Origin of the sequence: Streptomyces sp. NPDC096048 (assembly GCF_044763415.1) — a bacterium.
GTDB lineage: Bacteria > Actinomycetota > Actinomycetes > Streptomycetales > Streptomycetaceae > Streptomyces.
Window position 1 is genome coordinate 49,426 of the sequence record NZ_JBIWGG010000017.1, and the last position, 26,456, is coordinate 75,881.

The following is a 26,456-nucleotide window of genomic DNA, read 5'->3' on the forward strand; positions in this document are numbered from 1 at the left end:
GCCGGTCCGCACAGTGCCGTGCCGGCCCGCACAGTGCCGCCGCGTCGCGGGGCGTGCCGCTGGACGGGATGAGCCGTCCTTGGCAGGGCGTCCGTCAGAACGCGGTCATGCCAGTACGACGCTGAACGTCCCCGGCCCGGCGGTGGCCACTCGGACGAGCACCGCCCGCCCCGGGTCGGCGCGAGGAACGACCCGCAGGAGGCCCGCGCCGGATGGTGCGGACCGCACGTCGCGCAGCGTGCCGCCCGCGCGACCGCCGGCCACCAGGGCCTTCCACGCGGCCTCCTTGGCGGAGAAGAGGCACGTCACCGACCACGCGCCCAGCAGGTGCTCCTCGTCCTCGCGCAGCACCAGACGCGCCGCGCCGGGCGGAAGCGGCCGCAACTCCAGGTCGCAGCCGAGGGGCGTGCCGTGGCCGGGTGCCCGGGCCACCGCGACCGCGATCCCCGCACTGTGCGAGATCGACGCCGCCCGGCCCGGCGGGAACCGCGGCAGCCGTCCGACCCGGGGCACGTCCCCGCACTCCAGCCCCACCGAGCGCAGTGCCCGGCGCGCGGCGAGCCGGCCCGCGAGGAACTCGGACCGGCGGCGCCCGGACATCGCCGTGACGGCGGCGGCCTCACCGGGCCCGGCGGGCGCCAGCCGCGGCTCCGTGGCAAGGGCGAGTCCCGTAGCGAGCCCGGCCGCCGTCAACTCGGGCCGCAGCCGCTCCAGCGACTCCGCCACGGACGGCCCGGCGTCAGGCGGGCGCACCCCGCTCAGGCCCGCAGCGACTTCTTGATGATCTTCCCGGCGGGATTGCGGGGCACCTGCTCGATGAACTCGATCCGCCGCGGGCGCTTGTAGGGGGCCAGCAAGGGTTTGACGTGACCGAGGAGTTCGACGGCCTCGGTGCCGGGGTCGGCCACCACGTACGCCAGCGGCACCTCGCCGTAGTCCTCGTCCGGCATCCCGACGACCGCCGCGTCCCGCACCCCGGGATGGGTCATCAGGGCCCGCTCGATCTCCGAGGGGTAGACGTTCTGCCCGGCCCGGATGATGACGTCCTTGGTGCGGTCCACCAGGTGGATGCGCCCCGCGTCGTCCAGGAACCCCAGGTCGCCGGTCCTGATCCAGCCGTCGGCCTCGATCTCCCGAGTCGCCTCGGGGTCGTTCCAGTAACCCCGCATCACGCCCGGCCCGCGCACCACGATCTCGCCGACCTCGCCGCCGGGCACCTCCGTCCCGTCCGAGCCGACCGCGCGGGCGGACATGCCCGGGATCACCCGGCCGCACGGGATGCGCGCCGTCACGTCGCCGGGCGCGGGGTGCTCGTCGGGGCCGAGGGTGACGAACGGGCCGCCGACCTCCGTCATGCCGTACACCTGCCTGAAGCCGCAGCCCAGGCGCCGTACGGCCTCCTCGTACACGTCGAGGGGCATGGGCGCGGCCCCGTACAGGATCTCCCGGAGGGTGGACAGGTCGGTACGGTCCGCGCCCTTGGCCTGGAGCACGAAACGCAGCATCTGCGGCACCAGCCACATGTGCGTGGCCCGGTGCCGCTCCACCGCGGCGAGGGCCCGCTGCGGGGTGAAGCCCGGGGTGAGCACGACGGTCGCGCCTACCGCCATGTAGGTGAGCGACACCACCATGCTGCCGTGGTAAAGCGGGCAGCAGTTGACCATCACGATGTCGTCGGTGGGCCGGGCCGACACCAGCCAGCCCAGCGCGATGGCGCGGAAGGAGGCGCTGTCGACCGTGACGCCCTTGGCCTGCCCGGTGGTGGCCGAGGTGTGCAGCACGGCCACCGGGTCGGTGTCGGCCACCACCGGCAGCGTCCGCGGGGCCGCCACGCTGCCCAGCGCGGTGAACGCCGGCTTGTCGAACGCCATCCGCAACCGCACCGAGGCCGGCAACCGCGGATGCCGGTCGAGCAGTTCGGACTCGCCGAACACGGCCACAGCGCCGACCCGCTCCACGATGTCGGCCACCTCCGGCACGGCCAGGCTGTGGTTCAGCGGCACGAACAGCGCGCCCAGCCGGGCGAGCGCGAAGTAGGTCTCCAGGACCTCGATGCGGTCCTTGGACAGCACCGCGACCCGGTCACCCGCCTCGATGCCCAGTTCGAGCATGCCCTGCGCGAGTTCGAGCGTCCGGTCGTGGAACTCACCCCAGGTGACCGCGCGTTCCTCGTCCACCAGCGCCGTCCGCCGCGGACAGCACTGCCGGTTGCGCTCCAGCAGCTGGGTGAGCCACATCAGGAGTCGCCACCCGCGCCCGCCACCGACCGCTCGGCCACGAACCGCTCGTAGTCGGCGATCGAGCGCAGCTTCTCCATGTCGTCGGCGGTGATCTCCACCCCCGCACGCTGCTCGACCAGCAGCACCAGCCGGACCAGGTCGCCGGAGTCGATGCCGCTCGCGGCGAGGTCGACGTCGTCACCGACCCGGCCGGCGTCCGCGAACTCCTCCGTGCCGGTCAGCTCGACCAGCAACTCCCTGATGGTGCTCATTGGTTACCCCTTTCGCCCCTCGGCGGCCGGTCGCCGAGCGGATAGCGCCTGCTGCTCCTGTCACCCGAACAAGAGGCGGCCGGCCCGCCCCCGCAATCCCCGCGTCTCCTGTGGCGCTTGTCACAGGGGAAGCGGGGATTGCCGGGCCTGTGCGTGGCCTCTTTCCCAGCAGGAGGCCACGCCCGATCGTCGGGCGCGGCGGGCGCCGGCCGGCGCCCGGGAAGTGCCGAAGGAGTGATGCCAGGTGCCCAGGCGAGAGTTCAGGTCCGGGCGCGCGCACGTCCCCGCTCCGGCGCGGGCCGGCCGGGGAGGCGGGGCATGAGCGAGCCGGAGCCCGCCGGCACCGCGACCCCCGGCGAGGACGAGCTGCTGGAGCGGTTCGAGGCGCTCGTCGGTGCCGGCGAGGCCGTCGAACCGCGCGACTGGATGCCCGACGGCTACCGCCGCATGGTGCTCAGGCAGGTCGCCCAGCACGCCCACTCCGAGATCATCGGGATGCAGCCGGAGGGGGCCTGGCTCACCCGGGCGCCCTCCCTGCACCGCAAGTCGGTGCTGATCGCCAAGGTCCAGGACGAGGCCGGCCACGGCCTGTACCTGTACTCCGCCGCCGAGACTCTGGGCGTGGACCGGGCCGAACTCCTCGACGCCCTGCACGAGGGCCGTCAGCGCGCCTCGGCCACCTTCAACCACCCCGCACTGACCTGGGCCGACACCGGCACCATCGCCTGGCTCACGGACGGCGCGGCCGTCATCAACCAGGCACCCCTGTGCCGCACCTCGTACGGGCCCTACGCCCGCGCGATGCGCCGCGTCTGCCAGGAGGAGGCCTTCCACGTGCGACAGGGCTACGACCTCATCCGCGCCCTGTGCGAAGGGACCCCGGCGCAGCGGGAGATGGCGCAGGACGCCGTGAACCGCTGGTGGCTGCCCGCCGTCGCGCTGATGTTCGGTCCGCCCGACACCGAGGCGGGCGGCGCCGACGCGCGGGCCGCGGCCGTCGGAGCGGCGGTCTCGCGCCGGGCCATGGCCTGGGGCATCAAGCACCACACCAACGACGAACTGCGCCAGCGCTTCGTCGACACCTGCGTCCCGCAGGCCGAACGCATCGGCCTCACCCTCCCGGACCCGGCGATCCGCTGGAACGAGGAGCGCGGGCACTACGACTTCACCCCCGTCGACTGGGACGGCTACCGGCAGGCGCTCGGCGAGGACACCCACTGGGCCCGGCAGCGCGTGGCCCACCGGCGCGCCGCGCACGAGGACGGGGCCTGGGTACGGGAGGCCGCCGCCGCGTACGCGGCCCGCACCCGGGACGGCGACGGAGCCGACCCGCACGGGAACGACCGGACGGAGACACCCGCGTGACCACCCGACAGCCGGAGGGCGCCCCCGCGTCCTGGGAGGTCTTCCTCCGCGCCCGGCGCGGACTCTCCCACCAGCACGTGGGCTCCGTACGCGCCTTCGACCCGGACACCGCCCTGCTGCGCGCCCGCGACCTCTACACCCGCCGCGGCGACCCGCTGTCGCTGTGGGTGGTCCGCTCCGACGCGGTGCACACCGCCTCGCCGGAGGAGCGCGACCCGTACTTCGCCAACGCACGGCACAAGCCGTACCGGTACCCGCAGGCGTTCGCGCCGCTGACCGCCGAGGAGGGCCCGAACGGTGACCACCACGACTGACCCGGCGGGCGTCCGGCCCGACCCCGACCTCGCCGTCCACCTGCTGCGCCTCGGCGACGACGCCCTGATCCTCGGGCAGCGGCTGTGCCAGTGGATCACCCGGGCGCCCACCGTCGAGGAGGACCTCGCGCTGTCCAACATCGCCCTGGACCTCGTCGGCCAGGCCCGCCTGCTGCTCACCCGCGCCGGACACCTCGACGGCACCGGACGCGACGAGGACGCCCTCGCCTTCACCCGTTCCGACCGCGAGTTCACCAACACCCTGCTCGCCGAGCTGCCCAACGGCGACTTCGCGACCACGATCGCCCGGCAGCTCGCCTACACCCACTACGCCACCGCGTACTACGAGGCCCTGGGCGACTGCCCGGACCCCGAACTGGCCGCGTTCGGCCGGCGGGCCGCCAGAGAGGTCGCCTTCCACCGGCTGCACGCGGACACCTGGACCGAGCGGCTCGGCCTCGGCACCCCCGAGAGCGCCCGCCGCATGCAGCGGGCCCTGGACCTCGTCTGGCCGTACACCGCGGAACTCTTCGACGAGGACGGACCGGTACGCCGTCTCGTTGCCGCCGGAACCGTCCCCTCACCCGCCCCGCTGCGCCCCCGGTGGGAGGAGAGCACGAGTGACGTCGTGACCCGGGCCGGGCTGACCGTGCCCGCCCCGCGCTGGCGGGCCCGGGGCGGCCGGACGGGCCTGCACACGGAGGAGTTCGCCTCCCTGATCGCCGAACTCCAGTCAGTGCACCGCGCTTTCCCCGGAGGTAGCTGGTGAGCGGCGCGAAGACCCTGACGGCCGCGGAGGCCCGGGCCCGCGTGGAGGCGGTGCCGGACCCGGAACTGCCCTTCCTCACCCTCGGCGACCTCGGGGTGATCGGCTCCGTCGCCCCCGGCGCCGACGGCCGCCTCGAAGTGGAGTTCACCCCCACCTACCTGGGCTGCCCGGCCCTGACCGCCATGGCCGCCGCGATCCAGGACGTCCTGGCCGACAGCGGCCATCCGGACGCGCGGGTGCGGCAGGTGCTCTCCCCGGCCTGGACGACCGACTGCATCACCGCCGCCGGCCGCGCCGCGCTCGCCGCCCACGGCATCGCCCCGCCGGCGCCCGCGCCGGGAAGCGGCCCGGTACTCGTCCCGCTCGGCGGTGTGCCCTGCCCGCACTGCGGCTCCGGCTCCACCCGGCCGCACAGCGCCTTCGGCCCCTCCCGCTGCCAGTCGATGCTGCGCTGCACCGCCTGCCAGGAGCTCTTCCCCCACCTGACCGCCCTGCGAGGCCCCGCGTGAACCCCGCCCTCCCGGCCGGCGCCGACCGCGCCGCGGCCCGCCGGCGCACCGGCTGGCACCGGCTGACCGTCACCGCCGTCCGGCGGCTCACCCCGGACGCCGCGGCCGTCACCCTCCACGTCCCGGACGCCCTCCGGGACACCTTCGCGCACCGGCCCGGCGAGCACGTCGTCGTCCGGCACCGGCGCGCGGGCGGGGAACTGCGCCGCAGCTACTCGGTGTGCCCGCCGCCCGAGGACCCCGGCGCGCTCAGGCTGGTCGTCAAGCGCGGCACCCCGGACGGCTTCGGCACCCACACCCTGACCGTCCTGGCCCCGGGCGACCATATCGAACTCTCCGCGCCCACCGGCGCCTTCGCCCTGCCCGAGCGGCCCGGCGCCCACCACGTGCTGATCGCCGGCGGCTCCGGCATCACCCCGCTGGCCGCCCTCGCCGCGGGCGCGCTGCGCACCGACCCGGACTGCCGGGTCACCCTCGTGCACTCGGCGCCCACGGCCGCCCAGGCCCTGCTCGCCGACGAACTGGCCCTGCTCAAGGACGCGTTCGTCGAACGTTTCACCGCGGTCCACGTCCTCACCCGCGAGGGCGTGCCGCCCCTGGGCGGCCGGATCGACGCCGGAAACCTGCCGGGCCTGCTCGCCGCGCTGGAGGCCCGCCCCGGCCCCGGCACCACCTACGCCCTGTGCGGCCCGCCCGGACTGATCGACACCGTCCGTGCGGTGCTGACGGACGCGGGAGCCGACCCGGAACTGGTCCGCTCCGAACGGTTCACCTCCGGCGACGCCCCCGACACCCAGACCGCACCCCGCGTCGGGACGGCCCCGGGCGGCACCCGCGTCACCGCCCTGTACGACGGCCACCGCCGCGTCGTCACCGCCGGCCCCCGAGACCGCGCACTGCTCGACGCGCTGCTGCGCGAGTTCCCCGACGCGCCCTATGCCTGCCGCGAGGGCATCTGCGGCAGCTGCCGCGCCAAGGTCCTCAGCGGCGAGGTCGCCACCGGTCCCCAGTACGCCCTGGATGCCCGGCAGATCGCCGCCGGCTACACCCTCACCTGCCGTGCCGGCCCCCTCGGCACCGAGGTCACCGTCGACTTCGACGCCTGACCCCCCGCGGAAAGACCACCCGGCCACGCACCACATCCCCCAGCAGAAGGAGCGCACGATGACCACCCCCCTGCGGCACGCGGGCAGGACCGCCCTGGTCACCGGCGGCAGCCGCGGCATCGGCCGGGCCGTCAGCCGCCGCCTGGCCCGCGAGGGCGCCCTGGTGGCCGTCCACTTCGGACACGACGACGAGGCCGCCGGGCGTACCGTCAAGGAGATCGAGGCCGAGGGCGGACGCGCCTTCCCCGTCCACGCCCAGCTCGGCGTCCCGGGCGACGCCGACACCCTCTGGACCGCCTTCGACGAAGCCATCGCCGGACAGGACGCCGGACCCGGCCTGGACATCCTCGTCAACAACGCCGGCATCACCCTCCCGCGCCGGATCGCGGACGTCACCGAGGAGGACTACGACCGGGCCTTCGCCGTCAACACCAAGGCGCCGTTCTTCATCGTCCAGCGAGCCCTGGACCGGCTGCGCGACGGCGGCCGCATCGTGAACGTCTCCTCGGCCGCGACCCGCGTCGCCTTCCCGCCGATCATCGCCTACACCATGACAAAGGCCGCCCTGGACTACCTGACCCTGGCCCTCGCCAAGGAACTGGGCCCGCGCGGCATCACGGTCAACAGCGTCGCCCCCGGCTACACCGAGACCGAGATCAACCCGACCCTCGCCGTGCCGGAGATCCGGCAGCGCTACGAGTCGGCCTCCGTCTTCGGCCGGCTCGGCGCCCCCGCGGACATCGCCGATGTCGTCTCCTTCGTGGCGAGCGACGAGGCGCGCTGGACGACCGGCCAGTGGATCGCCGCCTCCGGCGGTGTCCACCTCGGCCCGTGAGCCCCGCGCCCGTCCCGCCGTACCGCCCGCGGCATCCCCAGGAGACCCCCACCATGAACGACGGCACGTCCGCACCGGCAAGGCCGGCCGCGGACGACACCCTGACCCGCCCCTGCGACGGCGCCAGCCCCTACGACGCCTACGTGCACGCGTCCACCCTCCACAACCTCCAGCGGCCCCTCACCGACGCCCCCGACGAGATGGGCTTCCTCGTCACCACCCAGGTGATGGAACTCTGGTTCACCCTGATCGTCCACGAGTTGCGCACGGCCGGCACCGCCTTCGCCAAGGACGACCTGGACGCCGCCACCGACGCCCTCGTCCGCGGCCGCCGCGCGCTGACCGCCCTCAACGCCACCTGGGCGCCGCTGGCCGCGCTGACACCCGCCCAGTTCAACGGCTTCCGCGCGGCGTTCGGCAAGGCGTCCGGCTTCCAGTCCGTGATGTACCGGCACCTGGAGTTCCTGCTGGGCGACAAGGCCGAGTCGATGCTCCGGCTGCACCGGGGCGACCCCGCCGCGCACGAGGCGCTCTGCGAGACCCACCGCCTGCCCACCCTGTACGACAAGGTGCTCGGCTACCTGTACCGGCAGGGCCTGCCGGTACCGCGACACGTGCGGGAACGGGACGTCACCGAGCCCTACACGGCGGACCCCGGCGTGGTGGAGGTGTGGCGGCGGATCTACGCCGGACCCCAGCACCACCCGCTGCTCGCCCTCGGTGAACACCTCACCGACGTGGCGGAACTCGTCCTGCGCTGGCGCTTCGACCACGTGATGGTCGTCCGCCGGGCCATGGGCGCCAAGACCGGCAGCGCCGGCTCCACGGGCCTCGCCTGGCTCGAACAGCGCGCGACGAAACCGGTCTTCCCGGAACTGTGGGAGGTACGCGGTGGTGTCTAGGGAGATCTCCGCCTTCGCGGCGGAGGAGGAGAAGCGGGTCCTGAGCCTGAAACCGGTGCTGGCACCGGTCCACGGCCGCTACGGCGACCACCGGCACCAGTCCTACGACGCCTGGCCGGCCGACGACCCCGGCGCCCCGCTGGTGATCCTGCTGCACGGCGGCTACTGGCGCTACGACCGCATGCACCTGACCCCCTTCGCGGCCTTCCTCGCCCAGCAGGGCTTCGACGTGCTGCTGCCGGGATTCCGCCGCTCCGGCGGGGCCGGGGGCTATCCGGAGACCTTCGACGACGTCGCCCGGATCGTGGACATCCTGCCCGAGGGCCGGCCCTACCTCCTGGCCGGCCACTGCTCCGGCGGCCACCTGGCGTTGTGGTGCGCGGCCCGCGGTCTGCTGCCCGAGGACTCCCGATGGCACACCACCGCCCTCCCCACGGGCGTGCTGGCCCTCGCCCCGATCACCGACCTCGCCGCCACCCGCCGCGACGGCCTCAGCGACGACGCCGCCCTGCAACTCCTCGGCGGACCCGAGGCGTTCGAGCGGCGACTGCCCGGCGTGGACCCGCTGACGATGCTGCGCGGGGCGGGCACCACCGGCGTACCCACGGTGCTGCTGCACGGCGCCGCCGACGAGGAGGTCCCGCTCACCCAGTTCGCCGACTACGCCGCCGTCCACGAGGACCTCAGGACGGTCGTGCTGCCCGGCACCGGCCACTACACGCTCATCGAACCCGGCGCGCCCGGCGCCCACGCGGTCGCCGACACGCTCCGGGAGATGTCCGCCGCCTTCGGCACCGACCCGGGGGGCAGTCACGAGTTCCGCTGACACGGCGTCCTGTCGACGGGCACGCCGGCCCGGTGTGGCGATCTTGGTGTGGCTGGTGTGATCACGGCGACGGAGCTGTCCCGGGCAGCCCCGTTCACCGGACTGAGTGGTCGTCGACCGCCTCGGGCCGACGCTCGCGCTCCGGCCCCGCAAGCGGTTCGTGCGGTGCGCCGGTGTGCGCCGGGCGCGGTCAGGTCGTGACGAGATCGCCGGTGGGGCGGAGTCCTGGTGTCCTGCCCGGGTGGACGACGGCCAGTTCGTAGTCATGGCGTGTGCCGGGCTGCCATTGTCCGCCGGCCAAGGACACGGTGGCGATGTTGGGTACCGGGCCCGTGGTCCAGTCCAGAGGCCCCGCGATGGTCTCCAGGCGGCTGGTGCTCAGGGCTGCGGCGACCGACCGGCGGTCGGTGGGGTCGTCGGCGGTCGTCAGGGCGTGCGCCGCGACCTCGAAGAGGGCGTGGGCGAGACCGAGGGGCTGCAGCCACTGTCGGCCGGTCGTCTGTTCGTACGTCTCGGCGAGCTGCGTGGCAGTGGTGCCGTCGAGGGAGGAGCGGTAGGGGTGCGAGGGCGTCCAGTACACGAGCGTGGCGACGTTGGCCTGGGCGGACCGACTCCCGCCGACGGGAGCGGACGGCGGGTAGGCCAGCCAGCGCGAGCAGGTGATCAGGCGGGGCTGCCAGCCGGCCTCGGCGGCCTGGGCGCGGAAGAGGGCCAGGTCCCGGCCGGTGGCCGCGCTGGTGACGATGTCGGCACCGGCCTCGCGAAAGTGGGCGATGTGCCGGTCGAGACCGACGGCCGGTTCCGGGTAGGGCCCGGGGTCGAGCAACTGGTGCCCCCGTGCGCGGGCGGCCGGTGCGAAACCGTGCTCGGGGTGGCGTGACCAGGCTCCCTGCGGACCGGCGTTCCACAGGCAGCCGACCGTCCGACCTTCCGCACCGCCGACCTGCTCCCACAGGTCGGCGAAGGTTTCGGCGATGTCGTCCAGGCCCCAGCAGAAGTGGTACGTCCAGTCGAAGCCGTGCACCGCGCCCGCGTCTCGCCCGTGGTAGTAGACCTGCCAGGGGAAGGTGCTCGACAGGCACGGCACACCGACGCTCTCGCAGGCGTCCGCGACGGCGGGCAGGACCTGCGTGCCGGCCAGCGTCACGATGATCGACGCGTCCTCGTCCTCGACGAGTTCCTTCACCGCCTCACGGGCCCCGTCGGCGGTGGAACGACTGTCCCGTCCCGCCAGCCTGATCGGAAGGCCGTGACGACCGCGCGCAGCCAGCTTCGGCGCCAACAGTGTCATGACGAAGTCCAGTGGATCACCCAGACTCGTCAGCCGTCCTGTGCGGGCGACCACCACCCCCACCGTGAGGACCTGCTCTCGGACACCAGGCGACTCGCTCATCCCGCTCCCTTGTTACCGATGATCCGCTCAAGGACGTCGGCGGCTCACCGCGTCACTCCGAAGACGACTTGCCTGCCGCGGCCCCACGTCCGTCCGCTCACTCACTCCCCACCGATCGGCCCACGCAAGAGGCCCGAACGGGTGAGAGGCAGCCGAAAGGCGGTACCGCGTCCGAAGCCCGCGGCCGGCGCGCATCGCGACATCGGCCGACCGAGAGCGCCACCCCGTCGCGAAGGGAGACGGCCCGCTGACCGGCTGCTGGCCCGCTGGGCCCACGGAAGCGTCAGGACCACGTGCGGCCCAGCGGCTCCCGGCAGAGGGCCGCCCCGACGGACGGCTGATGGCGTAACCGCGGTTTCCACAACCGCGGTTTCCGGCCTTCCTGGCGAAAGTGAGGAGAGGAGGCCGGGGAACGGGCAGACGAAGAGTCATGATGGAGACACAAGTTCGGCACAATGAACGGAAAGCGAAGGAAACCCGTGCCCGGGGCACCATGTCGATCTGGCAGTGGGCCCGGTGGGCGGCTCTCTTCCTCGCGGTCGGCTGGGCGCTGAACTCGGTCGTCAGGCTGGTCGAGGGCGCGCGAGGACAAGAGCTGTGGTGGCCTCTGCTCAGTACCGTCATCTGGGCGGGGGTGACGGTGCACGGCTTCGTGACCTACCGCCGGATCAGGACCACGACGCTGCCGGCCATCACCGGCCGGCCCAGGGCATGACTGTTCCTCCCCAGCAGTGAGACCGGGGCCGACGGTCAGGCCGCGACGTGAGGCGGGCCTCCTGCGACCGTGTCCGGTGTCGACCGGAACCCGCACACGCCGGGGTTCAGGGCGCAGTCGAGCAGATCGCGCCGCGTCGGGGCCCGACTACGTCGTCGAAGAGCGGCGGTTCGCCCGCGCGGCGACGACGATGCCCGCGAGGACGGACCCACCGGTGCCCACCGCGAGATCGACCAGGGTGTCCGTGTAACCGACCGGGATGCGAGCTTCGAAGACCTGGGTGGCGAGGCCTTCGTACAACTCCCAGAGGACAGCGACGACGGCGCCCACCCCGGCCGTGATCAGCGGGACGGCGGCTCGACGCAGCGCCCGGTCCCCGGGAGCGGGCAACAGCCGCCAGCGGGCCAGCAGCAGGTGCAGAGCGACGGCCACCACGCCGGGGGTCACCGAGTGCACGAGCGTGTCGTACCAGTCGGCCACCCGGTACCAGCGGCCTACCGCCGACCAGGTCGCCCAGGTCAGCACGGCACACACCAGCAGGTCGACGCCGGCCGGAAGCAGGGTGACGCGGGGCACGAGGACGACCAGGAAGAGCATGGACAGCATCACCGCCCCGTCATGGGCGGTCAGGGCCACCGCCACGGCGCTGAACAGCACCAGCACACGGACCGCGTCGGCGGTGAGCCGAAGAGGACGAGAGTCAACAGCCGCCATCGGTGCCGAGTCCCCCGTCGCCCGGACGCCACGCCCGTACACAGTGAGACGACGGCGAGTGCGGTCCCCAGCGTAGGCAGCGGCCACCACTGGACCCGGAGCGTGTCACGCATCGGCCTGCGACACGCGGGCCGGACATCCGGACCGGTGCGAGCGGCTCGCCGGCCGGCGATGGTCGCGTGGACCGCCCGCAGGAGCGGCCCCGCCGACCCTGCCGCGGAATCGGAAGCAGCCGGAGGTCAGCGCGCGGACGAAGAGGTTGCCGACCGAGCGCCCCTTCTCCACGAGCCACGCGAACACGCCACGCCCGCGTTCGTGCCGACCGGATCGTGCTCCGACCCGGTGGCGGTGCCGTGCCGGTATTCGGGCCGCGGACACGCATGACCCGGGCGGGGGAGGGAACCGGGACGCGAATGGCAGAGCGGGGCCCGAGAGCCCGCCGTTCTGCGTGTCGTGACGTTGGGAGAAATCATGAAGTCCGGCGACATCCCGGTCCTGGCCAGGCTTTCCGAATCGCCGCAGGTCATCCCCGCCGCCCATGAGGACATCCGGGGCCGCAAGGTGACCGACCGCTCCGGGAACGAACTCGGCAAGGTCGGCGACCTGATCGTCGACGAGGGGGAACGCAAAGTCCGCTTCCTCCTCCTGGAACACGGCGGCTTCCTGGGCATCGGGGAGAAGGAGAGCTACGTCCCCGTCGACGCCGTGGCCGACGTGAGCGAGGACGTGGTGCGCATCGACCGCACCCGGGACGAGGTGGCGGAGGCCCCCGAATACGACCCCGAACTCGTCGACCAGGACGTGTTCTACGACCGCCTCTACACCCACTACGGTTACGTCCCCTTCTGGGCCGTCGGCTATGTCCCGCCGGGCTTTCCCTACCGTCCCTGAGCACCGTCCCGCCGTCGCGGGGGAGTACGGCACAGGACGGTGACGGCGTCCGCCGGCCCGTCGGTCCGCCCGACGGTCCGACTCGGTGAGCGTCTCCGGAAGGAGTGGCAGATGCCTGAGGGGCGAACGGCGACGCGTCCGGCCACCGGGGTGGCGATGCTGTTGCCTGCCGCCACGGGTTTCGTGCTCTTGCTCTTCCTGGTGCGCGGCGAGTGGGGGCCTTTGCGGCGGACGGACCAGGCGGTGGCCGACGGCCTCAACGACGCCGTGGCCGGCCACGCGTTGGCGGTGCGGGTGCTGCGAGTGATCACCGAACTCGGAGGGAGCCCGGCCCTGGCCTGGGTGACCAGCGTCGGGGTCGTGTGGCTGTTGCTGCGGCGTCAGGTACGGGCGGCCCTGTACGTGGTGGTGGCCGCGGTGGGCGCCTGGATCCTGATCTCGGTGGTCAAGGCGCTGGTGGGCCGGCTCCGTCCGGTCGTCGACGAGCCCCTGGCCGCCCCGTCCGGACTGAGCTTTCCCAGCGGTCACGCCCTGAGTTCCCTGGTGTCCTACGGGGTCGTGCTGCTGGTCTTCCTGCCCGTGATGAGAAGGACGGCGCGCCGGGCCGCCACCACCGTCGCGGTCGTGGTTGTCGTCCTGGTCGGGTTCACCCGGATGGCGCTCGGGGTGCACTACCTCAGCGACGTCGTCGCGGGCTGGCTGCTGGGTGCCGTCTGGCTGGCGGTGTCCGCTGTGGCGTTCCGGCACTGGTCGGGTGACCGCCTGTTCGGACACCCGCTGCCGCGGTCCGCCCGGGGCGGCGAGGTCGAACGCGCCCGCGTACCGGCCGGGCTGCCGGTCCTCGGCTCGGCAGCGGAACTGCGCCCGGTTCCCGAGCGCCACCGTCCCGTCCTGCCGCGTCCACTGGTGGCCGCGGCGGAGCTGACAGTGGTCTGGCTGCTGACTCTCGGCACCCTCTACGGGCTGGGAATGCTGGTCGAGGGCGCCGGAGCGGGCTCGGAACCTCCGGGCTGGGACCGGTCCGTGGTGCACCATCTGGTGGATGTGCGCACGCCATGGCTGAACGACGTCGCCTCGGCCCTTCGGCTCCTCGGCGGCACTCTGGGGATCACCGCCGCGGTGGCGGTCGTCGGCCCGCTCGCGGTCGCCGTCACCCGGAGTTGGCGGCCCTTCGCGCTGCTGGCCCTTGCCCTGGTGGGGCAGGTCACCCTGTTCCTCGTCACCGTGGCACTGGTGGCCCGCGACCGGCCGGACGTACCGCACCTCAGCCCCGATCTGCCGCCCACCGCGAGCTTCCCGTCCGGTCACGTCACCGCCACCCTCGCCCTCACCGCCTGTACGGCGATCATCGTCTTCAGGGCCACCGGCCACACGGGGTGGCGCGTCACGTCCGTAGTCCTGGCCGCAGTGATCACGACCGCGGTCGCCGTCGAACGGACGTACGAGGGTGCTCACTACCCGACCGACGTCCTGGCCTCACTGCTCCTGGCCGGGCCGTGGACCGCGGCCTGCTGGTGGATCACCCGCCCCGCGCCCCGGGCCGGAGCCGCGGCACAGGGCGACACGAGCCCGGCAGGACACCGGTGAGCCGCCCGGTGACGGTGGGCCGCGGCGCGAGCGACCTCAGCGCGAGCACGGCACTTCCGGCGCGGCGGACCAGGCCGGTACGGCGCCTGTACGCCGCGGGACCGGTGGGGAGCGGCCGCTCGCCCGTGGTCTGGATTCCGGGGCTGGGAGCGGTGAACGCTCTGCTGCCCACCTTCGGCCGGTGCGCCGAGCACACCACCTGCCACCTGCTCGACCTCCCCGGCTTCACGACCCCCGGGAGCCGAGCCCGCGTCCCGCCCCTGGTCGGCACGCTCGCCGAGACCGTGGCGAACTGGCTCACCCACGTCCCCGACGGCCCCGTCGTGCTGGCCGGGCATTCCACCGGCGCCCAGGTGGCGCTGCGCGCAGCGGCCCGCGCCCCCGGCCGGGTGAGCGCTCTGGTCCTGCTCGGACTGACCTTCCCCTCCCACCTGCGCCACACCGGGCCCTTGCTCCGGGCAGCGACCCGCACCGCCGTGCGGGAACCCGCCGGACTGCTCGGGGCCGTCGTACCGGACTACTTCAGGGCCGGCCCGCTGCGCCTGATCCGATATCTGAAATCGGCCCTCGGCGACCGTCCGGAGGAGACCCTGCCGGGGCTCGGCTGTCCCGTTCTGCTGGCCGCCGGTGCACACGATCCACTGGCGCCGCCCGACTGGATCGAACACGCGGCGCGGCAGACGCCGTCCGGCCGGGCGGTGACCCTGCCCGGAGCCCACGGCTTCCCCTACAGCCACCCGGAGTCGACGGCCGCGCTCGTCCTCGGGGCGACGGTCAGCTGATACGGGCCGCACGCACCCGGGGTGCCGTCTCCACCCCTGCCCCGCGTCAAGCCGTCGCCGACGCCGGGAGCGGGAGAGGAACGCGATCGCGGGACGAGGAAGGCACCCGCGCAGTCGTCGTACGGCCGCGCCCGGACTGGTCACCGGCCGAGATCGCCCTCACTCCCTTCCCCGGCCGAGGTGGGCGGTGGGGTCCGGCCCGCGAAGGTCATGGCCGCATTCGGTTCGGCATTCTCAGAAGAGGGGTGTTCGCGCGCATCTCACTCGATCGTGTGGATCAAACGACCATATGCCTACGTGACTTCCGGTCACCGGTTAGCGTGTGTGCCCGGTCGACCCGCCGGGGCCGCTCCGGGGCGAGGCGGGACCAGGGGAGGTTCTCGGGGATGACGGACGACTGCGCGGATCAGGGAGGCGGCCTGTCGCGGCGCAGGCTGCTCGCCTCGTCCATCGCCGTGGGCGGCGGGGGCTGGCTGTTGCGCGGGGTCGTCCGGCCGGACAGTGCCTACGCCGGCACCCCGTCACCGCCCGGCTTCCCGTCCGGGCTCGACGTCTATCGGCGTGTCTACGAGAACTGGGCCGGTGAGATCCGCGCCGACCAGTTGTGGACGTGCGCGCCGAGCACCCCGCAGGACCTGCTCGACGTCGTGAACTGGGCCTACGGTGCCGGCTGGACGGTACGCGCGCAGGGCAAGCGGCATGGCTGGGCTCCGCTCACGGTGGCCGACGGCACACCCGCCGCGGCCCGGGTCGTCCTGGTGGACACCACCGCACACCTCACCGGAATGTCGCTGGAGCGGCAGGACGCCGACGGGTCGGCTCTGGTCCGGGTCCAAACCGGGGCCCTGCTGGAGAGGCTGCTCGCGTTCGCCGGCGAGCACGGATACGGGGTCGTCGCCGCGCCGGCACCCGGAGAACTGTCCGTCGGCGGCGCGCTGGCCATCGGAGCGCACGGTACGGCCGTCCCCGCCACCGGTGAGAGCCTGTCACCCGGTCACGGCTACGGCTCGTTGAGCAACCTGGTCACCGAGCTGACCGCGGTCGTCTGGGACGACGGCGCCGGGCGGTACATCCTGCGGACGGTCGGCCGGGCCGAGCCCGACTGCGACGCGCTCCTCACCCACCTCGGCCGTTCGCTCGTCACCGAGGTCGTGCTGCGCATGGGCACCGACCACAACCTGCGCTGCCGGTCCTTCCTGGACATCCCCGCCACCGAACTGTTCGCCGCCCCCGGGGCACCGGCCGGCACCAGGACTCTGGCCGGCTTCGTGGACAGCACCGGCCGGGCGGAGGCGATCTGGTTCGCGTTCACGGACAAGCCCTGGCTGAAGGTCTGGAGCGTCGCCCCCGACCGGCCGTTCGCCTCCCGGGCGGTCGACGGGCCGTACAACTACCCGTTCTCCGACTCGCTTCCGGAGCCGGTGGCCAGGCTCGCCGGAACACTCGTCTCGGGAGCCTGGGCGAGCGCCCCGCTCTTCGGACAGGTCCAGTACCTGCTGGCCAAGGTCGCGTTGACCGGTGACATCACCGACGTCCTGCTGTCGAAGACCCTCGTGCGGGATGTGCTGACCGGCGACGTGCTCACCCACCTGCTGGCGGGCGGGCTGCGCTCGGACCTGTGGGGAGCCTCCCGCAACCTGCTGGAGTACGTGCGGCCCACCACGCTGCGCGAGACGGCCAACGGCTATGCCGTCCTCACCCGCCGCGCCGATCTGCAGTGGGTGGTCAGCCGGTTCGCCGACTTCTACCGCACGCTGCTCGCCGAGTACGCGGCACGAGGCGAGTACCCGGTCAACGGACAGGTGGAGATCAGGGTGACCGGCCTGGAGGATCCGTCCGTGTGCGGCGTCCCCGGAGCCCGGCCACCGCTGCTGTCCGCCCTGCGGCCGCGCCCGGACCGGCAGGACGTCGACACCGCCGTGTGGATCGACGTCCTTTCCCTGCCGACCACACCCGCCCTGCACCGCTTCTACCGTGACATCGAGCAGTTCCTCCTGGCCATGGACGGGGACCGGGCGACCGTACGTGTGGAGTGGTCGAAGGGCTGGGCCTACACCGACACCGCCGCGTGGTCCGACCCGGACGTCCTCACGCGGGCCGTCCCCGCGTCCCTGCGCGCCGGAGGCGGCCCGGGCTGGGACGAGGCGGTCGAAACCCTGAACCGGCTCGATCCCCACCACGTGGTCTCCAGCCCTTTCCTCGACGCGCTGCTGCGCTGAAACGGGCCGACGGGGCGGGCAGCGATCGCGACGGAACCCGCTCGGAGCGAGAGTCGAGACCTCGGCGAACGGCTCCCGCGGCTGACCGATCGGCTCCGAGGCGCGGGCGCTGCCGGCGTACCGCGGGCCCACGGCCCCCGATGCCCAGCACTCCGTCTGGGGCAGGACGCGGAGCAGGCACGCCCTGTGCCACGGGAAGAGACGGGTATGACCTCGCAGCGCCGCGCGGATGCCGTCAAGGGGTCCAGACGGTGCCGCGGGCCTCATACTCCAGCATGGCTTCCAGACCGAGGGCGGCGTCGACGCCCAATTCGCGGCGGACCAGCCACAGGGCGAGATCAAGGCCGGAGGTGACGCCGCCGGCGGTGACCAGATCACCGTCGTCGACGACCCGCGCCTTCTTCAGCACGCCGCCCTGTTCGGCGAGATCGGCCTGTGCCCGGTGGTGAGTGGTGCAGGGGCGGCCGCGGGTGAGACCGGCGGCGGACAAGAGCATCACTCCGGTGCACAGGCCGGCGATGGTCAGTCCCGGGCGGCGGGCGGCGGCCAGGGCCCGGGGCAGGGTGCCCCGGCTGATCTCGGCCCGGACCCCCGGGTCCTCGCGGCGGGCGTAGCCGCCTCCGGGCACGACGAGGAGGTCCGCCTCCTCGGGGGCCCAGCGGTGGTCGACGCGGAGCCGGGTGCCGAAGGCGGCGGTGACGGCACGGGGACCGTCGAGGGCGACGTAACGCACCTCGACGTCGCGTTCGGTGAAGTGGTCGGAGGCCGAGAGCACTTCGTAGGGCGCGGCCAGGTCGAGTTCCTCGACGCCCTGGAACAGGACTACCTGGACGCGCAAGGGGGCCCGGCGCCCGGAAGCGGACGGCGTGGCGGCTCCGGCCGAGGTGGTGGGGACGCCGGTCGCCAGGCCTGCGGCGGAGAGGGCGGTCGCGGTGCGCAGCAGGGTGCGTCGGTTCACGGGAGCTCCTGTTCTTCTTCGTGTTCGCGAGTCGCGGTGGTCAGTGGCCGAGCGGTTCGTCCGCGAGGTAGGGCGGGGCAGGGTCGTACTGGATCTCCCGGCGCACCGCCCGGGCGTGCTCGCGGCCGTGCAGGTGCCCCACGAGCCACAGCGCGCTGTCGATGCCGGCGGAGACCCCCTGACTGGTCAGCAGCCGGCCGTCCACGACGTACCGGGCGTCGGACACGACGGTGACGTCACCACGTGCCCTCAGCGCCTCCTCGTACCGCCAGTGAGTGGCGACCCGACGGCCGCGCGCCGGGCCTGCGGCGTGCAGGAGAAACGCACCGGTGCAGACGCCGACGACCCATTCGGCCCGTGCTGCCTGAGAGCCGACCCATGCGGTGACGCGCGCCTGGTGCGGTTCGGTCTCGCGGGCGCCGGAGCCTCCGGGGACAAGGAGTACGTCGATCGGGGGGTGGTCGTCCAGAGTGTGGTCCGGCAGGACCCGCATCCCCTTGGCACAGTGGACGGGACCGGGGCGTTCGGCGAGGAGCAGGGCGCGGTCCGCCCCTTCCCGCAGGGCGGCGGAGGCGGTGAGGACCTCCCAGGGTCCGGCGAAGTCGAGTTCCTCCGCCGTGTCGAAGAGGAGGATGCCGTAGGTGGTCATGGGAAAGCCGTTCGTGTCGGGTGTGGTGCGTACCACTGGTGGGAGAGGAGGAGAGACGGCGGTGTTTCGGACGCCGCCCCGGTCAGGCGGAGTTCACGACGCCCCGGCGCTGGTACTCGAGGACCTCCTCGACGAACAGGGCCGTGTCGGCTCCGAAGAACCGTTCGCTCAGCCAGATCCCCAGGTCGATGCCCGAGGTGACGCCTCCGCAGGTGACGAGGTCGCCGTCGTCGACGACCCGGCCGCCGACCACGTGACCTCCCTGGGAGCGAAGCTCCTCCTGGGCGATGTGGTGGGTGGTGCAGCGGCGTCCGGCCGTCAGTCCGGCGGCGGACAGCAGCATCGTGCCCGTGCACACCGCCCCCATGACGAGACCGTCCCGCCGGGCGGCCGCGAGTGCCCGGGGCAGGGTGCCGCGCCGGATCTGCCGCTGGAGGCCGGAGCCCTCGCCGTAGCCTCCGCCGGGAACGACGATCACGTCGGCGGAGCGCGGGGACCAGGTGTCCCGGCAGACGATCTCCATGCCGGCCGAGGTCGTCACCCGGCGGGCTCCGTCCGCCGTGACGAAGGACTGCACGAGGTGTTCCTCGCCGAGGATGCCGAACACCTCGACGTGGCCGGCGAAGTCCTGCTCCTCCACGCCGTCGTAGAGGACGGTATGGACGCGCAGAGGGCGCGCGGGGCGCGGACGTACGGACGGGGAAGGCATGAGAGGGCCTCCGTGAGGAGCTGAGGAACGTGTGCCTCGCGGACCGGGCCGTGAGGCGGTGACGCGTTCAGTCTTCCGGCGGCCGCTGCCGGGCGACACCGGCACGCGTGCCCCTGGTGCGCAAGATACGGCCAACCCGGATCCGCGACTTCGTCAGCGACGGAAAGCGGACCTGTACGCCGACGGTGTCGTACCGACCTGCCGGGCGAAATGATGGCGGAGCGTCTCGACCGCCCCGAACCCGGTCGCCTCCGCGACCCGCGCCAAGGGCAGTTCCGTCGTCTCCAGGAGCTCTCTGGCGCGTTGTACGCGCTGCGCGACCAGCCAGCGCAGCGGCGTGGTGCCCGTCTGGGCACGGAAGTGCCGCGCCAGGCTGCGCCGGCTCATCATCGCGTGCGCCGCGATGTCGGCCAGGGAGAGCGGCTCGCCAAGCTTGCCGCGCATCCACTGCAACGTCTCGCCGAGGTCGGCCGAATCCGTCTCGGGCGAGCGGTATTCGATGTACTGCGCTTGACCGCCGGTGCGTTGGGGCGGCATCACCAGCATGCGCGCAGCGCTCGCGGCGGCAGCGGCGCCATGGTCACGGCGTATCAGGTGCAGGCAGAGGTCCAGGCCCGCGGCGATGCCGGCCGACGTGAGCACCCGCCCCTCGTCCACGTAGAGCACGGAGGGGTCCACGTCGACCCCCGGGAAGCGCTCGGCCAACGCGTCGGCGAACCGCCAGTGCGTCGTGGCCCGTCGGCCTTCGAGCAGCCCGGCGTGCGCGAGGGCGAAGGCACCGGTGCAGATCGAGGCGATACGCGCTCCGCCCTCCGCAGCCTCCCGCAGCAGCCGCAGGGCCCGTGGATCCGGGGTGCGTTCGGCGGGGATCCCGGGCACGATGACCGTGTCCGCACCGAGAACGTCGTCCCAGCCGTACGAGGAGGAGACGCGGAAGGGCGCCGTGGGTCCGGCCGTCGCCGCCGTGTCGTGACCGACGCAGACACGGATCTCGTAGGCCTGCGATCCGCCGGGATCGGTGACGAGCGCGAACACCTGGCAGGGTATGGCGAGATCGAAGGCCGACACCCCGTCGAGCGCGAGAACCGCAACGATGTGCATACGCCCGAGATTACGTGTCCCCCCGCACGCTTCGGTGCCGCACCAGAGGACGGAGCCACGTCGCTCTCGCACGCCCCGCCGTCCGGCAGCCGACACGGATCCCGGTGTGTTCGAGGATGTGCTCGACCTCCGCGAAACCGGTCGACCGTACGACGGCGGCGAGCCAGTCTCGCGGTATCCGTACCGGGGGACTCGTGGCGGCGCCAGCGGCGGCACAGTAGGCAGCGGCAACGGCCGTCCGCGTGGCAACGGTACCGGTGGAGCCGCGCCCCCGGGCCCGCTGGCGGCCTCGCAGTCGATGCCGCCGACCGACCGCACATGGCCGGGAGACCCGACCCGGACCCACACCCGTTACTCCACCGCTCCACACGCCGGCGTTCAACTGGCGCAGAGACAGTACTCCGATGCCGTGCTGCTCTCGGGTCGGGAAGGCGCCGCCGCGCTGTTCGACGCGATGGGCGACGGCTCGTTCCGCACCGCCGATGATGCTGCGGTGGACCGTGACCGGGCGGTGGTCGGCGCCGTCCGCGCCGATGTAGCGCTGGACGAACTGCTCGGGCTGGTCGGAGTCGACCTGGACGGTGGACGGGGTGGACCCCCGGCCCTGCGCCTCGGCGCCGTTCGCCGCGCCGTCAGCGGCGGTCGGCCCGGTGGCTTTCCGGCGGGCCCAGGTAGCTCGGTTTCAGCCCGCCCGTGTCGACGACGAGCCTTTGCACCACCACCGTGGGGTCCACCATCCACAACTTCAGGGTGTGGGTGCCCGGCCCCGACACCGTGTGCTCGGTCACCGTGAGGTTGGCGTTGTCCGAGGTGTTCCGTTCCCATTGCTTGTTCATCGTCGTGTCGTCGGCGCCCGTGACCCGGGTGACGTTCACCGTCGTAGGCGCAGCGCCGTCGAACGACACCGCGTACCGAAGGCCCTCCGTCGGCAGCACGTTGTTGCGCGGCGACAGGTACACCAGCACCCGCACCGTCCCCGGGTCCGTCGTCAGCGTCACCTCGTACTCCAGGCGCGGGCCGTTCCCGCCCGGCGCGCGGCTCGGCGCCGTCACCGGCCACGGTGTCACGCCCGACCCCGTCCGCCCGATGTCCGGCATCTCCCGCCAGGTCACCCCGCCGGTCTCCACCGCGCGCGTGGCGTGCGCCGCCTCCATCGCCACGTACCCCGAGGCCTCCACGAACCCACGGCGCCCCCCGCGCGCCCCCAGCCGCGGGTTGTCCACGCGCGCCGTCACCCGCACCGCCCGGCCACCCGGTCCCCGCACCGTGAGCGGCACCTCGGTGGTCCCGCGCGGCGCACGCCGCCAGTCCACCCGCACCGTCGCCCGCACCTGGTGCGTCACCCGGCCCCGCGCGCGGTCCACCGTCAGCCACTCCACCGGCGACTCGATCCGGTACGCGAACGGCTCCCGGCCCCGGTTGAACACCTCGACGTACGGATCGGGCGCGGTCCCGTACGGGCTCAGTGCCGGCAGCACCGCGGGCGCGTCCGAAGCGGGCCACCACGCGTCCGAGCCGTCGAGCCCTACGCCCATCTCCGCCCCCGGCGGGACCTCGACACGCTGGACCGCCGGAAACACCTCGTCCGGCAGCGCCACGTGGTCCGGTGTCTGCGGCTGCTGCCAGGCCGCGTCCGGGCCGTACCGCGCCACATCTCCATAGCCGATTTTCGGCTGGGTCTGGAAGCCCCTCCACTTCCCCCCGGCCAGTTCGTTGTTGTAGTGGTCCGACAGAGCCTGGTCGTCGGCGAAGCGCGCATCGGTGACGTCTGCCAGCGCGTTCACCGCCGCCCGGCCCTGCGTCGCGTAGTGCAGGTTGGTGAACTCCGCCTCGCGCAGCGCGTACAGGTTCGCCGTCGCCTTCACCTGGTAGAGCGCGAGCTGGAAGTACGCGTCCTGCCGCTCGGCCGGGAGCAGCGCCCCGATCCGCTCGGCGCGCCCGGCGAGCCGCCGCCACTCGTCGGTGACGCGCTCCAGCTCCCGGTAGTGGTTGAGGTGGTACGGGCTCTGCCGGTCGTCGTAAACCACCGCGGAGGAGTCGGTGGCCGGGTCCTTCGCCGGGTCGAGACTGATCCGGCGGTTCAGCAGTTCGGGTTTGCGGCGCGCCTGGAGCACACCGTACGTGTGCAGCACCCTGGCGATCGCGGCGGCGTACCGGGGGCCGAAGTTCTCCTCCGCGTAGGCCCGTTCCCACTCCTCCAGGCGCTCCAGCGGCCAGCGGTCCGGGTCCCACGCGTAGTCGAGGAAGAACTGGAGCGGCAGCTCGTGGTTCTTCATGTCGCCGACGTTGACCACCCACAGCCGCTCCACACCGTACGTGTACGCGAGGTGGAGCTGCTCCCAGGTGGAGGTGAGGTTGGTGGTGTCCACCCACTTGTAGTTCCGGCCGCCGCCGACGTAGTCGAAGTGGTAGTAGAGGCCGTAACCGCCCGCGCGGGGCTCCATCGACCGGTCCGGGAGCTTGCGCATGTTGCCCCAGTTGTCGTCGCAGAAGATCACCGTGACGTCGTCGGGCGGACGCAGGCCCTCGTCCCAGTACCGCTGGACCTCCTTGTAGAGCGTCTGCACCTGGGGTATCGCGGTGAGCCGGTCGGCCCCGGCCTCCTCGGCGAGGATGCGGCGCTGGGCGGCGAGGATGGACTCCATCAGCTCGATGCCGTCGCCGTCGGGCAGGCTGACGTCGCCGTTGCCGCGCATGCCGAGTGTGACCACGCCTTCGAAGTCCTGTTCCACCATGCGGCGGACGCCGTCGCGCCAGTACGCCTCGATGGCGGCGCGGTTGCGGCGGTAGCTCCACTCGCCGGTGCCGCCGTACGGGTCGCGGCCCGGGACGGTGATGTTCCCGGTGGCGTCGCGCCGCGCGGCGACGGCGTGGCGGTTCCACTCCTCGATGCCGCGCATCATCGGCGCCTCGTGGGAGGTGCCCATGACGATGCCGTAGCGCTTGGCGGTCGCGTGGTTCTCCGGATCGTCCTCGGCGAAGGCCCGGCCCCACACGGCGGGCCACAGGTAGTTGGCCTTCAGCCGCAGCATGACCTCGAAGATCTTCTCCCAGAACCTGCTGTTGAAGCCGTTCGGGTACCCGGGCGCGAGGCCGGGGCCGAAGTACGCCGGGGCCCACGTCCCGAGTGCCGGGTTCTCGTCGTTGATGAAGAAGCCGCGGTACTTCACCGCCGGAGTGCCCTGCGTGTGGCGGCCGGGTAGCACGTACAGCTCGTCGTGGCGGTGCGGGGGCACGTCGTCCCAGAAGTGCCACGGCGACACCCCGATCTGCCGCGACACCTCGTACGCTCCGAAGATCGTTCCGCGCTGGTCGCTGCCCGCGACGACGAGGGCGCGCCGCACGCCCGGCAGCGGATCGCGCACGACCTGCTGGAGAGACGTCTCCCATTTTCCCCCGATGCCGGACACGTCCAGTTTCCCGGCCTCGACCAGGCCGTCGAGCAGCGGGCTGCGGCCCAGCGTGCCCACGAGCACGATGTCCCGCGACCTCACCCCCGGCAGGCCGTGTGCGACGGCGGGTTCCGTGCCGGTCACCCGGCCGATGTCCGTCCGCAGATCCCCGACGACCCGCACCACGCCGGGGTGGTCGCCTTCATCGACCACGAGCGGTGCCGCCCGTCCGCCCGCCACCAGTGGAAAGGCGCCCCGGACGGGGGTGAAGGACACGAACCGGCGGGAGGGGCCGGAGCCGGGCCCCGGTCTACCGGCGGCGGCTCCCGGCCCGAACGGCGATGCCGGGGCGGCGGCCGCGACGGGGGAGGGGGCGGCGACGGTGGCCACCGCGGTGGCTACGGCCGCCGCCAGCACCGAGCGCCGACGGGGAGACGGGGACGGGGAAGCGGGGGTGCCGCCTCCGAAAGACCTGCTCATACTCGACCTCCGGAACGGAACGATCGGGACAGGGCGTGAAGTGTGAAACAAGGGGTGGGAGGGGGCGGGAGAGTGCGCGCGGGGGCGACGCGGGGGCGTTGCCTAGCCGCGGGCGTCCCGGAACAGCCGGACGGGCACCGCGTCGGCCAGCAGACCGTAGCCGTGCGGGTTCAGGTGCAGGTGGTCGCCCCCGTCGGCGGCGGGCAGCAGCCGCTCCCCAGCGGCCGGGTCCCGCACCGCCGCGTCGAAGTCGATCACCGCGTCGAACCGGCCGCTGTCACGGATCCACGCGTTCACCGTCCGCCGGGCCTCCTCCCGCAGCCCTTCCGCGTCGTCGTACGTCTCGTTGCCGCCGAACGGCGGCAGGGTCGCCCCGTACACCTCGATGCCGTGGGCGTGCGCGCGTACGACGATCTGCTCGTACGCCGCGATCAACCGCGCCGCGACGTCCTTCTGCGCGGCGGGCGTGGCCGGCGCCGTACCGATGTCGTTGACCCCCTCGAAGACGACGAGCCACTTCACACCACTCTGCGCCAGCACGTCACGGTCGAGGCGGGCGAGCAGGTTCGGACCCAGACCGTCGTTCAGTACCCGGTTGCCGCCCGCCGCCTGGTTGAGGACGGCGGTGTCAGCCGTGCCGCCGGACCGTGACAGCAGACGGTCGAGGAACTGGTCGGGCCAGCGGTTGTTCATGTTGGTGGTCGAGCCCCGCCCGTCGGTCAGCGAGTCCCCGACGACCGCGACAGCGGCCGTGCGCGCCGGCGCCCACGTCTCGATCCCGCTCAGGAGGTACCAGTGGTCGGTGGGCGTGGCCCCCGCCAGGTCCACGGCATCGACGTGGTCACCGGCCAGGAGGTGGGACGTGGTCCGCGACCCGGGGTGCGAGGTGATGTCGCGCGACGCCTGGCCCTCGGCCAGGTACGTCGTCACCGTGAGGTTGCTCCCCGCCGCCACGTGGAACGGCAGCGGGTCGGACACGGCCTGCGCACCCACCGGCACGGTCGTCGACGCACCGCCTTGGAAGGTGACCGTGCGGGCGGAACCGGGCTCGATCCCGGCGGCCCCGGCCCGGCCGTCGACCGGGCGTGCCACCGACGCCGAGGTGATCGGCAGGGGAGCGCCGCCGAAGGCGTTGGAGAAGCGCAGCCGGATCCGCTCCCCGCCGACCGTGACCCGCACCGTCTGGCGCAGGGTGCTGTCGACGAGGACGGCGTCCTCCTGGGTGAACGGCGGCGGCGGCATGTTGCCGGGTTCCGTCAACTGCGGCATGGCCGCCCAGGTGTTCACCCAGTGCCGCCCTTTCCGGGCGGAGTTCTCCGCGTCGGCCGCGCCCGCCGCTCCGCCGGTGGAGGCGGCGGTCAGGAGTGAGATCGCAAGCAGGCCCCAGGCGGTGAGACTGCTGATCCATGACATTCTTCGCACGGCGGTGCCGTCCCTTCATGGCGCCGACCATCAGCGGCGCAGCCCCGTGAACGGCACAGCCGGGTACGACGACGAGGCTTCCCGAAAAGGTGCGTCCACGCGGTCTTCCATGGAGCGACGACGACGTTAGGCAACCGACTTTCGGGGCGTCAAGACGTGTGCCCGCCGAAACATTTCGGTACTTGGGTCCTGCCGTCGAAAGCCACAGGGCAAGCTGACTGAAAGCCCTCACCGCAGCAACCAACTACTCGATACGCCCTCTGTTGAGGTTGACTGACCGCGCTTCAAGCCGCTCTGCGGCGAACGCTTCCGCGGGAACGGTGCTTC

The 26,456-nt window shown here is 73.1% G+C and carries 24 protein-coding genes; 13 read left to right on the plus strand and 11 right to left on the minus strand.

What is annotated here, in order from left to right:
• Positions 1-105 precede the first annotated feature (105 nt).
• Genes ACIQ6R_RS35065 through ACIQ6R_RS35075 form a run of 3 tightly spaced genes read right to left on the minus strand, consistent with a single transcriptional unit; the run spans position 106 to position 2,491 of the window.
• Positions 106-753, minus strand: coding sequence for an enterobactin synthetase (locus ACIQ6R_RS35065; RefSeq protein ID WP_404225901.1), 648 nt, complete (start codon positions 751-753; stop codon positions 106-108).
• A 5-nt stretch (positions 754-758) separates the two neighbouring features.
• Complete coding sequence (locus ACIQ6R_RS35070) at positions 759-2,237, minus strand: class I adenylate-forming enzyme family protein (RefSeq protein WP_404225902.1); 1,479 nt, start codon at positions 2,235-2,237, stop codon at positions 759-761.
• Positions 2,237-2,491 (minus strand): acyl carrier protein, encoded by a 255-nt coding sequence (locus ACIQ6R_RS35075; protein WP_404186094.1) that lies wholly within the window; start codon positions 2,489-2,491, stop codon positions 2,237-2,239. The genes ACIQ6R_RS35070 and ACIQ6R_RS35075 overlap by 1 nt, the downstream gene beginning before the upstream one ends.
• Positions 2,492-2,809: 318 nt before the next feature.
• On the opposite strand from ACIQ6R_RS35075, the gene paaA reads away from it, so the two are divergent.
• From paaA to ACIQ6R_RS35115, 8 genes are read left to right on the plus strand one after another with little or no spacing between them, the layout of a single operon-like run.
• Positions 2,810-3,856: a 1,2-phenylacetyl-CoA epoxidase subunit PaaA gene (gene paaA / locus ACIQ6R_RS35080; protein ID WP_404225903.1), complete on the plus strand. Its 1,047-nt coding sequence runs from the start codon at positions 2,810-2,812 to the stop codon at positions 3,854-3,856.
• Positions 3,853-4,170 carry a 1,2-phenylacetyl-CoA epoxidase subunit B gene (locus tag ACIQ6R_RS35085; protein WP_404225905.1) on the plus strand — a complete coding sequence of 106 codons (318 nt, stop codon included), beginning with the start codon at positions 3,853-3,855 and terminating at the stop codon, positions 4,168-4,170. Before paaA ends, ACIQ6R_RS35085 begins: the two co-directional genes overlap by 4 nt.
• Entirely contained in the window at positions 4,154-4,939 is a 786-nt protein-coding gene (gene paaC / locus ACIQ6R_RS35090; RefSeq protein WP_404225906.1) for a 1,2-phenylacetyl-CoA epoxidase subunit PaaC, read from the plus strand. Before ACIQ6R_RS35085 ends, paaC begins: the two co-directional genes overlap by 17 nt.
• Positions 4,933-5,448: a 1,2-phenylacetyl-CoA epoxidase subunit PaaD gene (gene paaD / locus ACIQ6R_RS35095; protein WP_404226081.1), complete on the plus strand. Its 516-nt coding sequence runs from the start codon at positions 4,933-4,935 to the stop codon at positions 5,446-5,448. The genes paaC and paaD overlap by 7 nt, the downstream gene beginning before the upstream one ends.
• A complete protein-coding gene (locus ACIQ6R_RS35100) occupies positions 5,445-6,554 on the plus strand; it encodes a 2Fe-2S iron-sulfur cluster-binding protein (RefSeq protein ID WP_404225908.1) in 1,110 nt (369 codons plus the stop codon). Before paaD ends, ACIQ6R_RS35100 begins: the two co-directional genes overlap by 4 nt.
• 58 nt (positions 6,555-6,612) lie before the next feature.
• Positions 6,613-7,389, plus strand: coding sequence for an SDR family oxidoreductase (locus tag ACIQ6R_RS35105; protein WP_404225910.1), 777 nt, complete (start codon positions 6,613-6,615; stop codon positions 7,387-7,389).
• Between the two features lie 53 nt (positions 7,390-7,442).
• Positions 7,443-8,291 carry a tryptophan 2,3-dioxygenase gene (locus ACIQ6R_RS35110; protein WP_404225911.1) on the plus strand — a complete coding sequence of 283 codons (849 nt, stop codon included), beginning with the start codon at positions 7,443-7,445 and terminating at the stop codon, positions 8,289-8,291.
• Positions 8,281-9,117, plus strand: a complete 837-nt coding sequence (locus tag ACIQ6R_RS35115; protein ID WP_404225912.1) for an alpha/beta hydrolase family protein — start codon at positions 8,281-8,283, stop codon at positions 9,115-9,117. The genes ACIQ6R_RS35110 and ACIQ6R_RS35115 overlap by 11 nt, the downstream gene beginning before the upstream one ends.
• A 190-nt stretch (positions 9,118-9,307) precedes the next feature.
• On the opposite strand, the gene ACIQ6R_RS35120 is transcribed toward ACIQ6R_RS35115, so the two are convergent.
• Positions 9,308-10,510, minus strand: coding sequence for an ABC transporter substrate-binding protein (locus ACIQ6R_RS35120; protein WP_404225913.1), 1,203 nt, complete (start codon positions 10,508-10,510; stop codon positions 9,308-9,310).
• Between the two features lie 493 nt (positions 10,511-11,003).
• On the opposite strand from ACIQ6R_RS35120, the gene ACIQ6R_RS35125 reads away from it, so the two are divergent.
• Complete coding sequence (locus ACIQ6R_RS35125) at positions 11,004-11,225, plus strand: hypothetical protein (RefSeq protein WP_404225915.1); 222 nt, start codon at positions 11,004-11,006, stop codon at positions 11,223-11,225.
• A 147-nt stretch (positions 11,226-11,372) separates the two neighbouring features.
• Here ACIQ6R_RS35125 and ACIQ6R_RS35130 read toward each other — a convergent pair whose 3' ends face one another.
• Positions 11,373-11,939, minus strand: coding sequence for a hypothetical protein (locus tag ACIQ6R_RS35130; protein WP_404225916.1), 567 nt, complete (start codon positions 11,937-11,939; stop codon positions 11,373-11,375).
• A gap of 471 nt (positions 11,940-12,410) precedes the next feature.
• Here ACIQ6R_RS35130 and ACIQ6R_RS35135 point away from each other — a divergent pair, with 471 nt between their 5' ends.
• The 4 genes from ACIQ6R_RS35135 to ACIQ6R_RS35150 all read left to right on the plus strand — a co-directional run bounded on the left by ACIQ6R_RS35135 (position 12,411) and on the right by ACIQ6R_RS35150 (position 17,418).
• Positions 12,411-12,830, plus strand: a complete 420-nt coding sequence (locus ACIQ6R_RS35135) for a PRC-barrel domain-containing protein (RefSeq protein WP_404186116.1) — start codon at positions 12,411-12,413, stop codon at positions 12,828-12,830.
• 111 nt (positions 12,831-12,941) lie between these two features.
• Complete coding sequence (locus tag ACIQ6R_RS35140) at positions 12,942-14,417, plus strand: phosphatase PAP2 family protein (protein ID WP_404225919.1); 1,476 nt, start codon at positions 12,942-12,944, stop codon at positions 14,415-14,417.
• Positions 14,418-14,542: 125 nt separating this feature from the next.
• Positions 14,543-15,199: an alpha/beta fold hydrolase gene (locus tag ACIQ6R_RS35145; RefSeq protein WP_404225920.1), complete on the plus strand. Its 657-nt coding sequence runs from the start codon at positions 14,543-14,545 to the stop codon at positions 15,197-15,199.
• A 386-nt stretch (positions 15,200-15,585) separates the two neighbouring features.
• Entirely contained in the window at positions 15,586-17,418 is a 1,833-nt protein-coding gene (locus ACIQ6R_RS35150) for a cholesterol oxidase substrate-binding domain-containing protein (protein WP_404225921.1), read from the plus strand.
• Between the two features lie 235 nt (positions 17,419-17,653).
• On the opposite strand, the gene ACIQ6R_RS35155 is transcribed toward ACIQ6R_RS35150, so the two are convergent.
• From ACIQ6R_RS35155 to ACIQ6R_RS35180, 6 genes are all read right to left on the minus strand, one after another.
• Positions 17,654-18,376: a DJ-1/PfpI family protein gene (locus ACIQ6R_RS35155; protein WP_404186124.1), complete on the minus strand. Its 723-nt coding sequence runs from the start codon at positions 18,374-18,376 to the stop codon at positions 17,654-17,656.
• 40 nt (positions 18,377-18,416) lie between these two features.
• On the minus strand, positions 18,417-19,025 hold the full coding sequence (locus ACIQ6R_RS35160) for a DJ-1/PfpI family protein (RefSeq protein ID WP_404225923.1): 609 nt from the start codon (positions 19,023-19,025) through the stop codon (positions 18,417-18,419).
• Positions 19,026-19,107: 82 nt separating this feature from the next.
• Positions 19,108-19,734, minus strand: coding sequence for a DJ-1/PfpI family protein (locus ACIQ6R_RS35165; protein WP_404225924.1), 627 nt, complete (start codon positions 19,732-19,734; stop codon positions 19,108-19,110).
• A gap of 153 nt (positions 19,735-19,887) precedes the next feature.
• A complete protein-coding gene (locus tag ACIQ6R_RS35170; RefSeq protein WP_404225926.1) occupies positions 19,888-20,835 on the minus strand; it encodes a GlxA family transcriptional regulator in 948 nt (315 codons plus the stop codon).
• A 632-nt stretch (positions 20,836-21,467) separates the two neighbouring features.
• Positions 21,468-24,707 carry a glycosyl hydrolase 115 family protein gene (locus tag ACIQ6R_RS35175; protein ID WP_404225927.1) on the minus strand — a complete coding sequence of 1,080 codons (3,240 nt, stop codon included), beginning with the start codon at positions 24,705-24,707 and terminating at the stop codon, positions 21,468-21,470.
• A 102-nt stretch (positions 24,708-24,809) separates the two neighbouring features.
• The gene (locus ACIQ6R_RS35180; protein WP_404225930.1) at positions 24,810-26,120 is read right to left on the minus strand and encodes an SGNH/GDSL hydrolase family protein; all 1,311 of its coding nucleotides are present in this window, start codon (positions 26,118-26,120) and stop codon (positions 24,810-24,812) included.
• Positions 26,121-26,456 lie beyond the last annotated feature (336 nt).

Excerpts from the sequence above, each read along its gene's own strand:
- ACIQ6R_RS35160 (WP_404225923.1), bottom strand. The coding sequence starts at position 19,025 with ATGACCACCTACGGCATCCTCCTCTTCGACACGGCGGAGGAACTCGAC.
- ACIQ6R_RS35140 (WP_404225919.1), top strand. The coding sequence starts at position 12,942 with ATGCCTGAGGGGCGAACGGCGACGCGTCCGGCCACCGGGGTGGCGATG.
- ACIQ6R_RS35135 (WP_404186116.1), top strand. The coding sequence starts at position 12,411 with ATGAAGTCCGGCGACATCCCGGTCCTGGCCAGGCTTTCCGAATCGCCG.
- ACIQ6R_RS35130 (WP_404225916.1), bottom strand. The coding sequence starts at position 11,939 with ATGGCGGCTGTTGACTCTCGTCCTCTTCGGCTCACCGCCGACGCGGTC.
- ACIQ6R_RS35170 (WP_404225926.1), bottom strand. The coding sequence starts at position 20,835 with ATGCACATCGTTGCGGTTCTCGCGCTCGACGGGGTGTCGGCCTTCGAT.
- ACIQ6R_RS35120 (WP_404225913.1), bottom strand. The coding sequence starts at position 10,510 with ATGAGCGAGTCGCCTGGTGTCCGAGAGCAGGTCCTCACGGTGGGGGTG.
- ACIQ6R_RS35110 (WP_404225911.1), top strand. The coding sequence starts at position 7,443 with ATGAACGACGGCACGTCCGCACCGGCAAGGCCGGCCGCGGACGACACC.
- paaA (WP_404225903.1), top strand. The coding sequence starts at position 2,810 with ATGAGCGAGCCGGAGCCCGCCGGCACCGCGACCCCCGGCGAGGACGAG.
- ACIQ6R_RS35070 (WP_404225902.1), bottom strand. The coding sequence starts at position 2,237 with ATGTGGCTCACCCAGCTGCTGGAGCGCAACCGGCAGTGCTGTCCGCGG.
- ACIQ6R_RS35105 (WP_404225910.1), top strand. The coding sequence starts at position 6,613 with ATGACCACCCCCCTGCGGCACGCGGGCAGGACCGCCCTGGTCACCGGC.
- ACIQ6R_RS35075 (WP_404186094.1), bottom strand. The coding sequence starts at position 2,491 with ATGAGCACCATCAGGGAGTTGCTGGTCGAGCTGACCGGCACGGAGGAG.
- ACIQ6R_RS35165 (WP_404225924.1), bottom strand. The coding sequence starts at position 19,734 with ATGCCTTCCCCGTCCGTACGTCCGCGCCCCGCGCGCCCTCTGCGCGTC.
- ACIQ6R_RS35180 (WP_404225930.1), bottom strand. The coding sequence starts at position 26,120 with ATGTCATGGATCAGCAGTCTCACCGCCTGGGGCCTGCTTGCGATCTCA.
- ACIQ6R_RS35175 (WP_404225927.1), bottom strand. The coding sequence starts at position 24,707 with ATGAGCAGGTCTTTCGGAGGCGGCACCCCCGCTTCCCCGTCCCCGTCT.
- ACIQ6R_RS35125 (WP_404225915.1), top strand. The coding sequence starts at position 11,004 with ATGTCGATCTGGCAGTGGGCCCGGTGGGCGGCTCTCTTCCTCGCGGTC.
- ACIQ6R_RS35150 (WP_404225921.1), top strand. The coding sequence starts at position 15,586 with ATGACGGACGACTGCGCGGATCAGGGAGGCGGCCTGTCGCGGCGCAGG.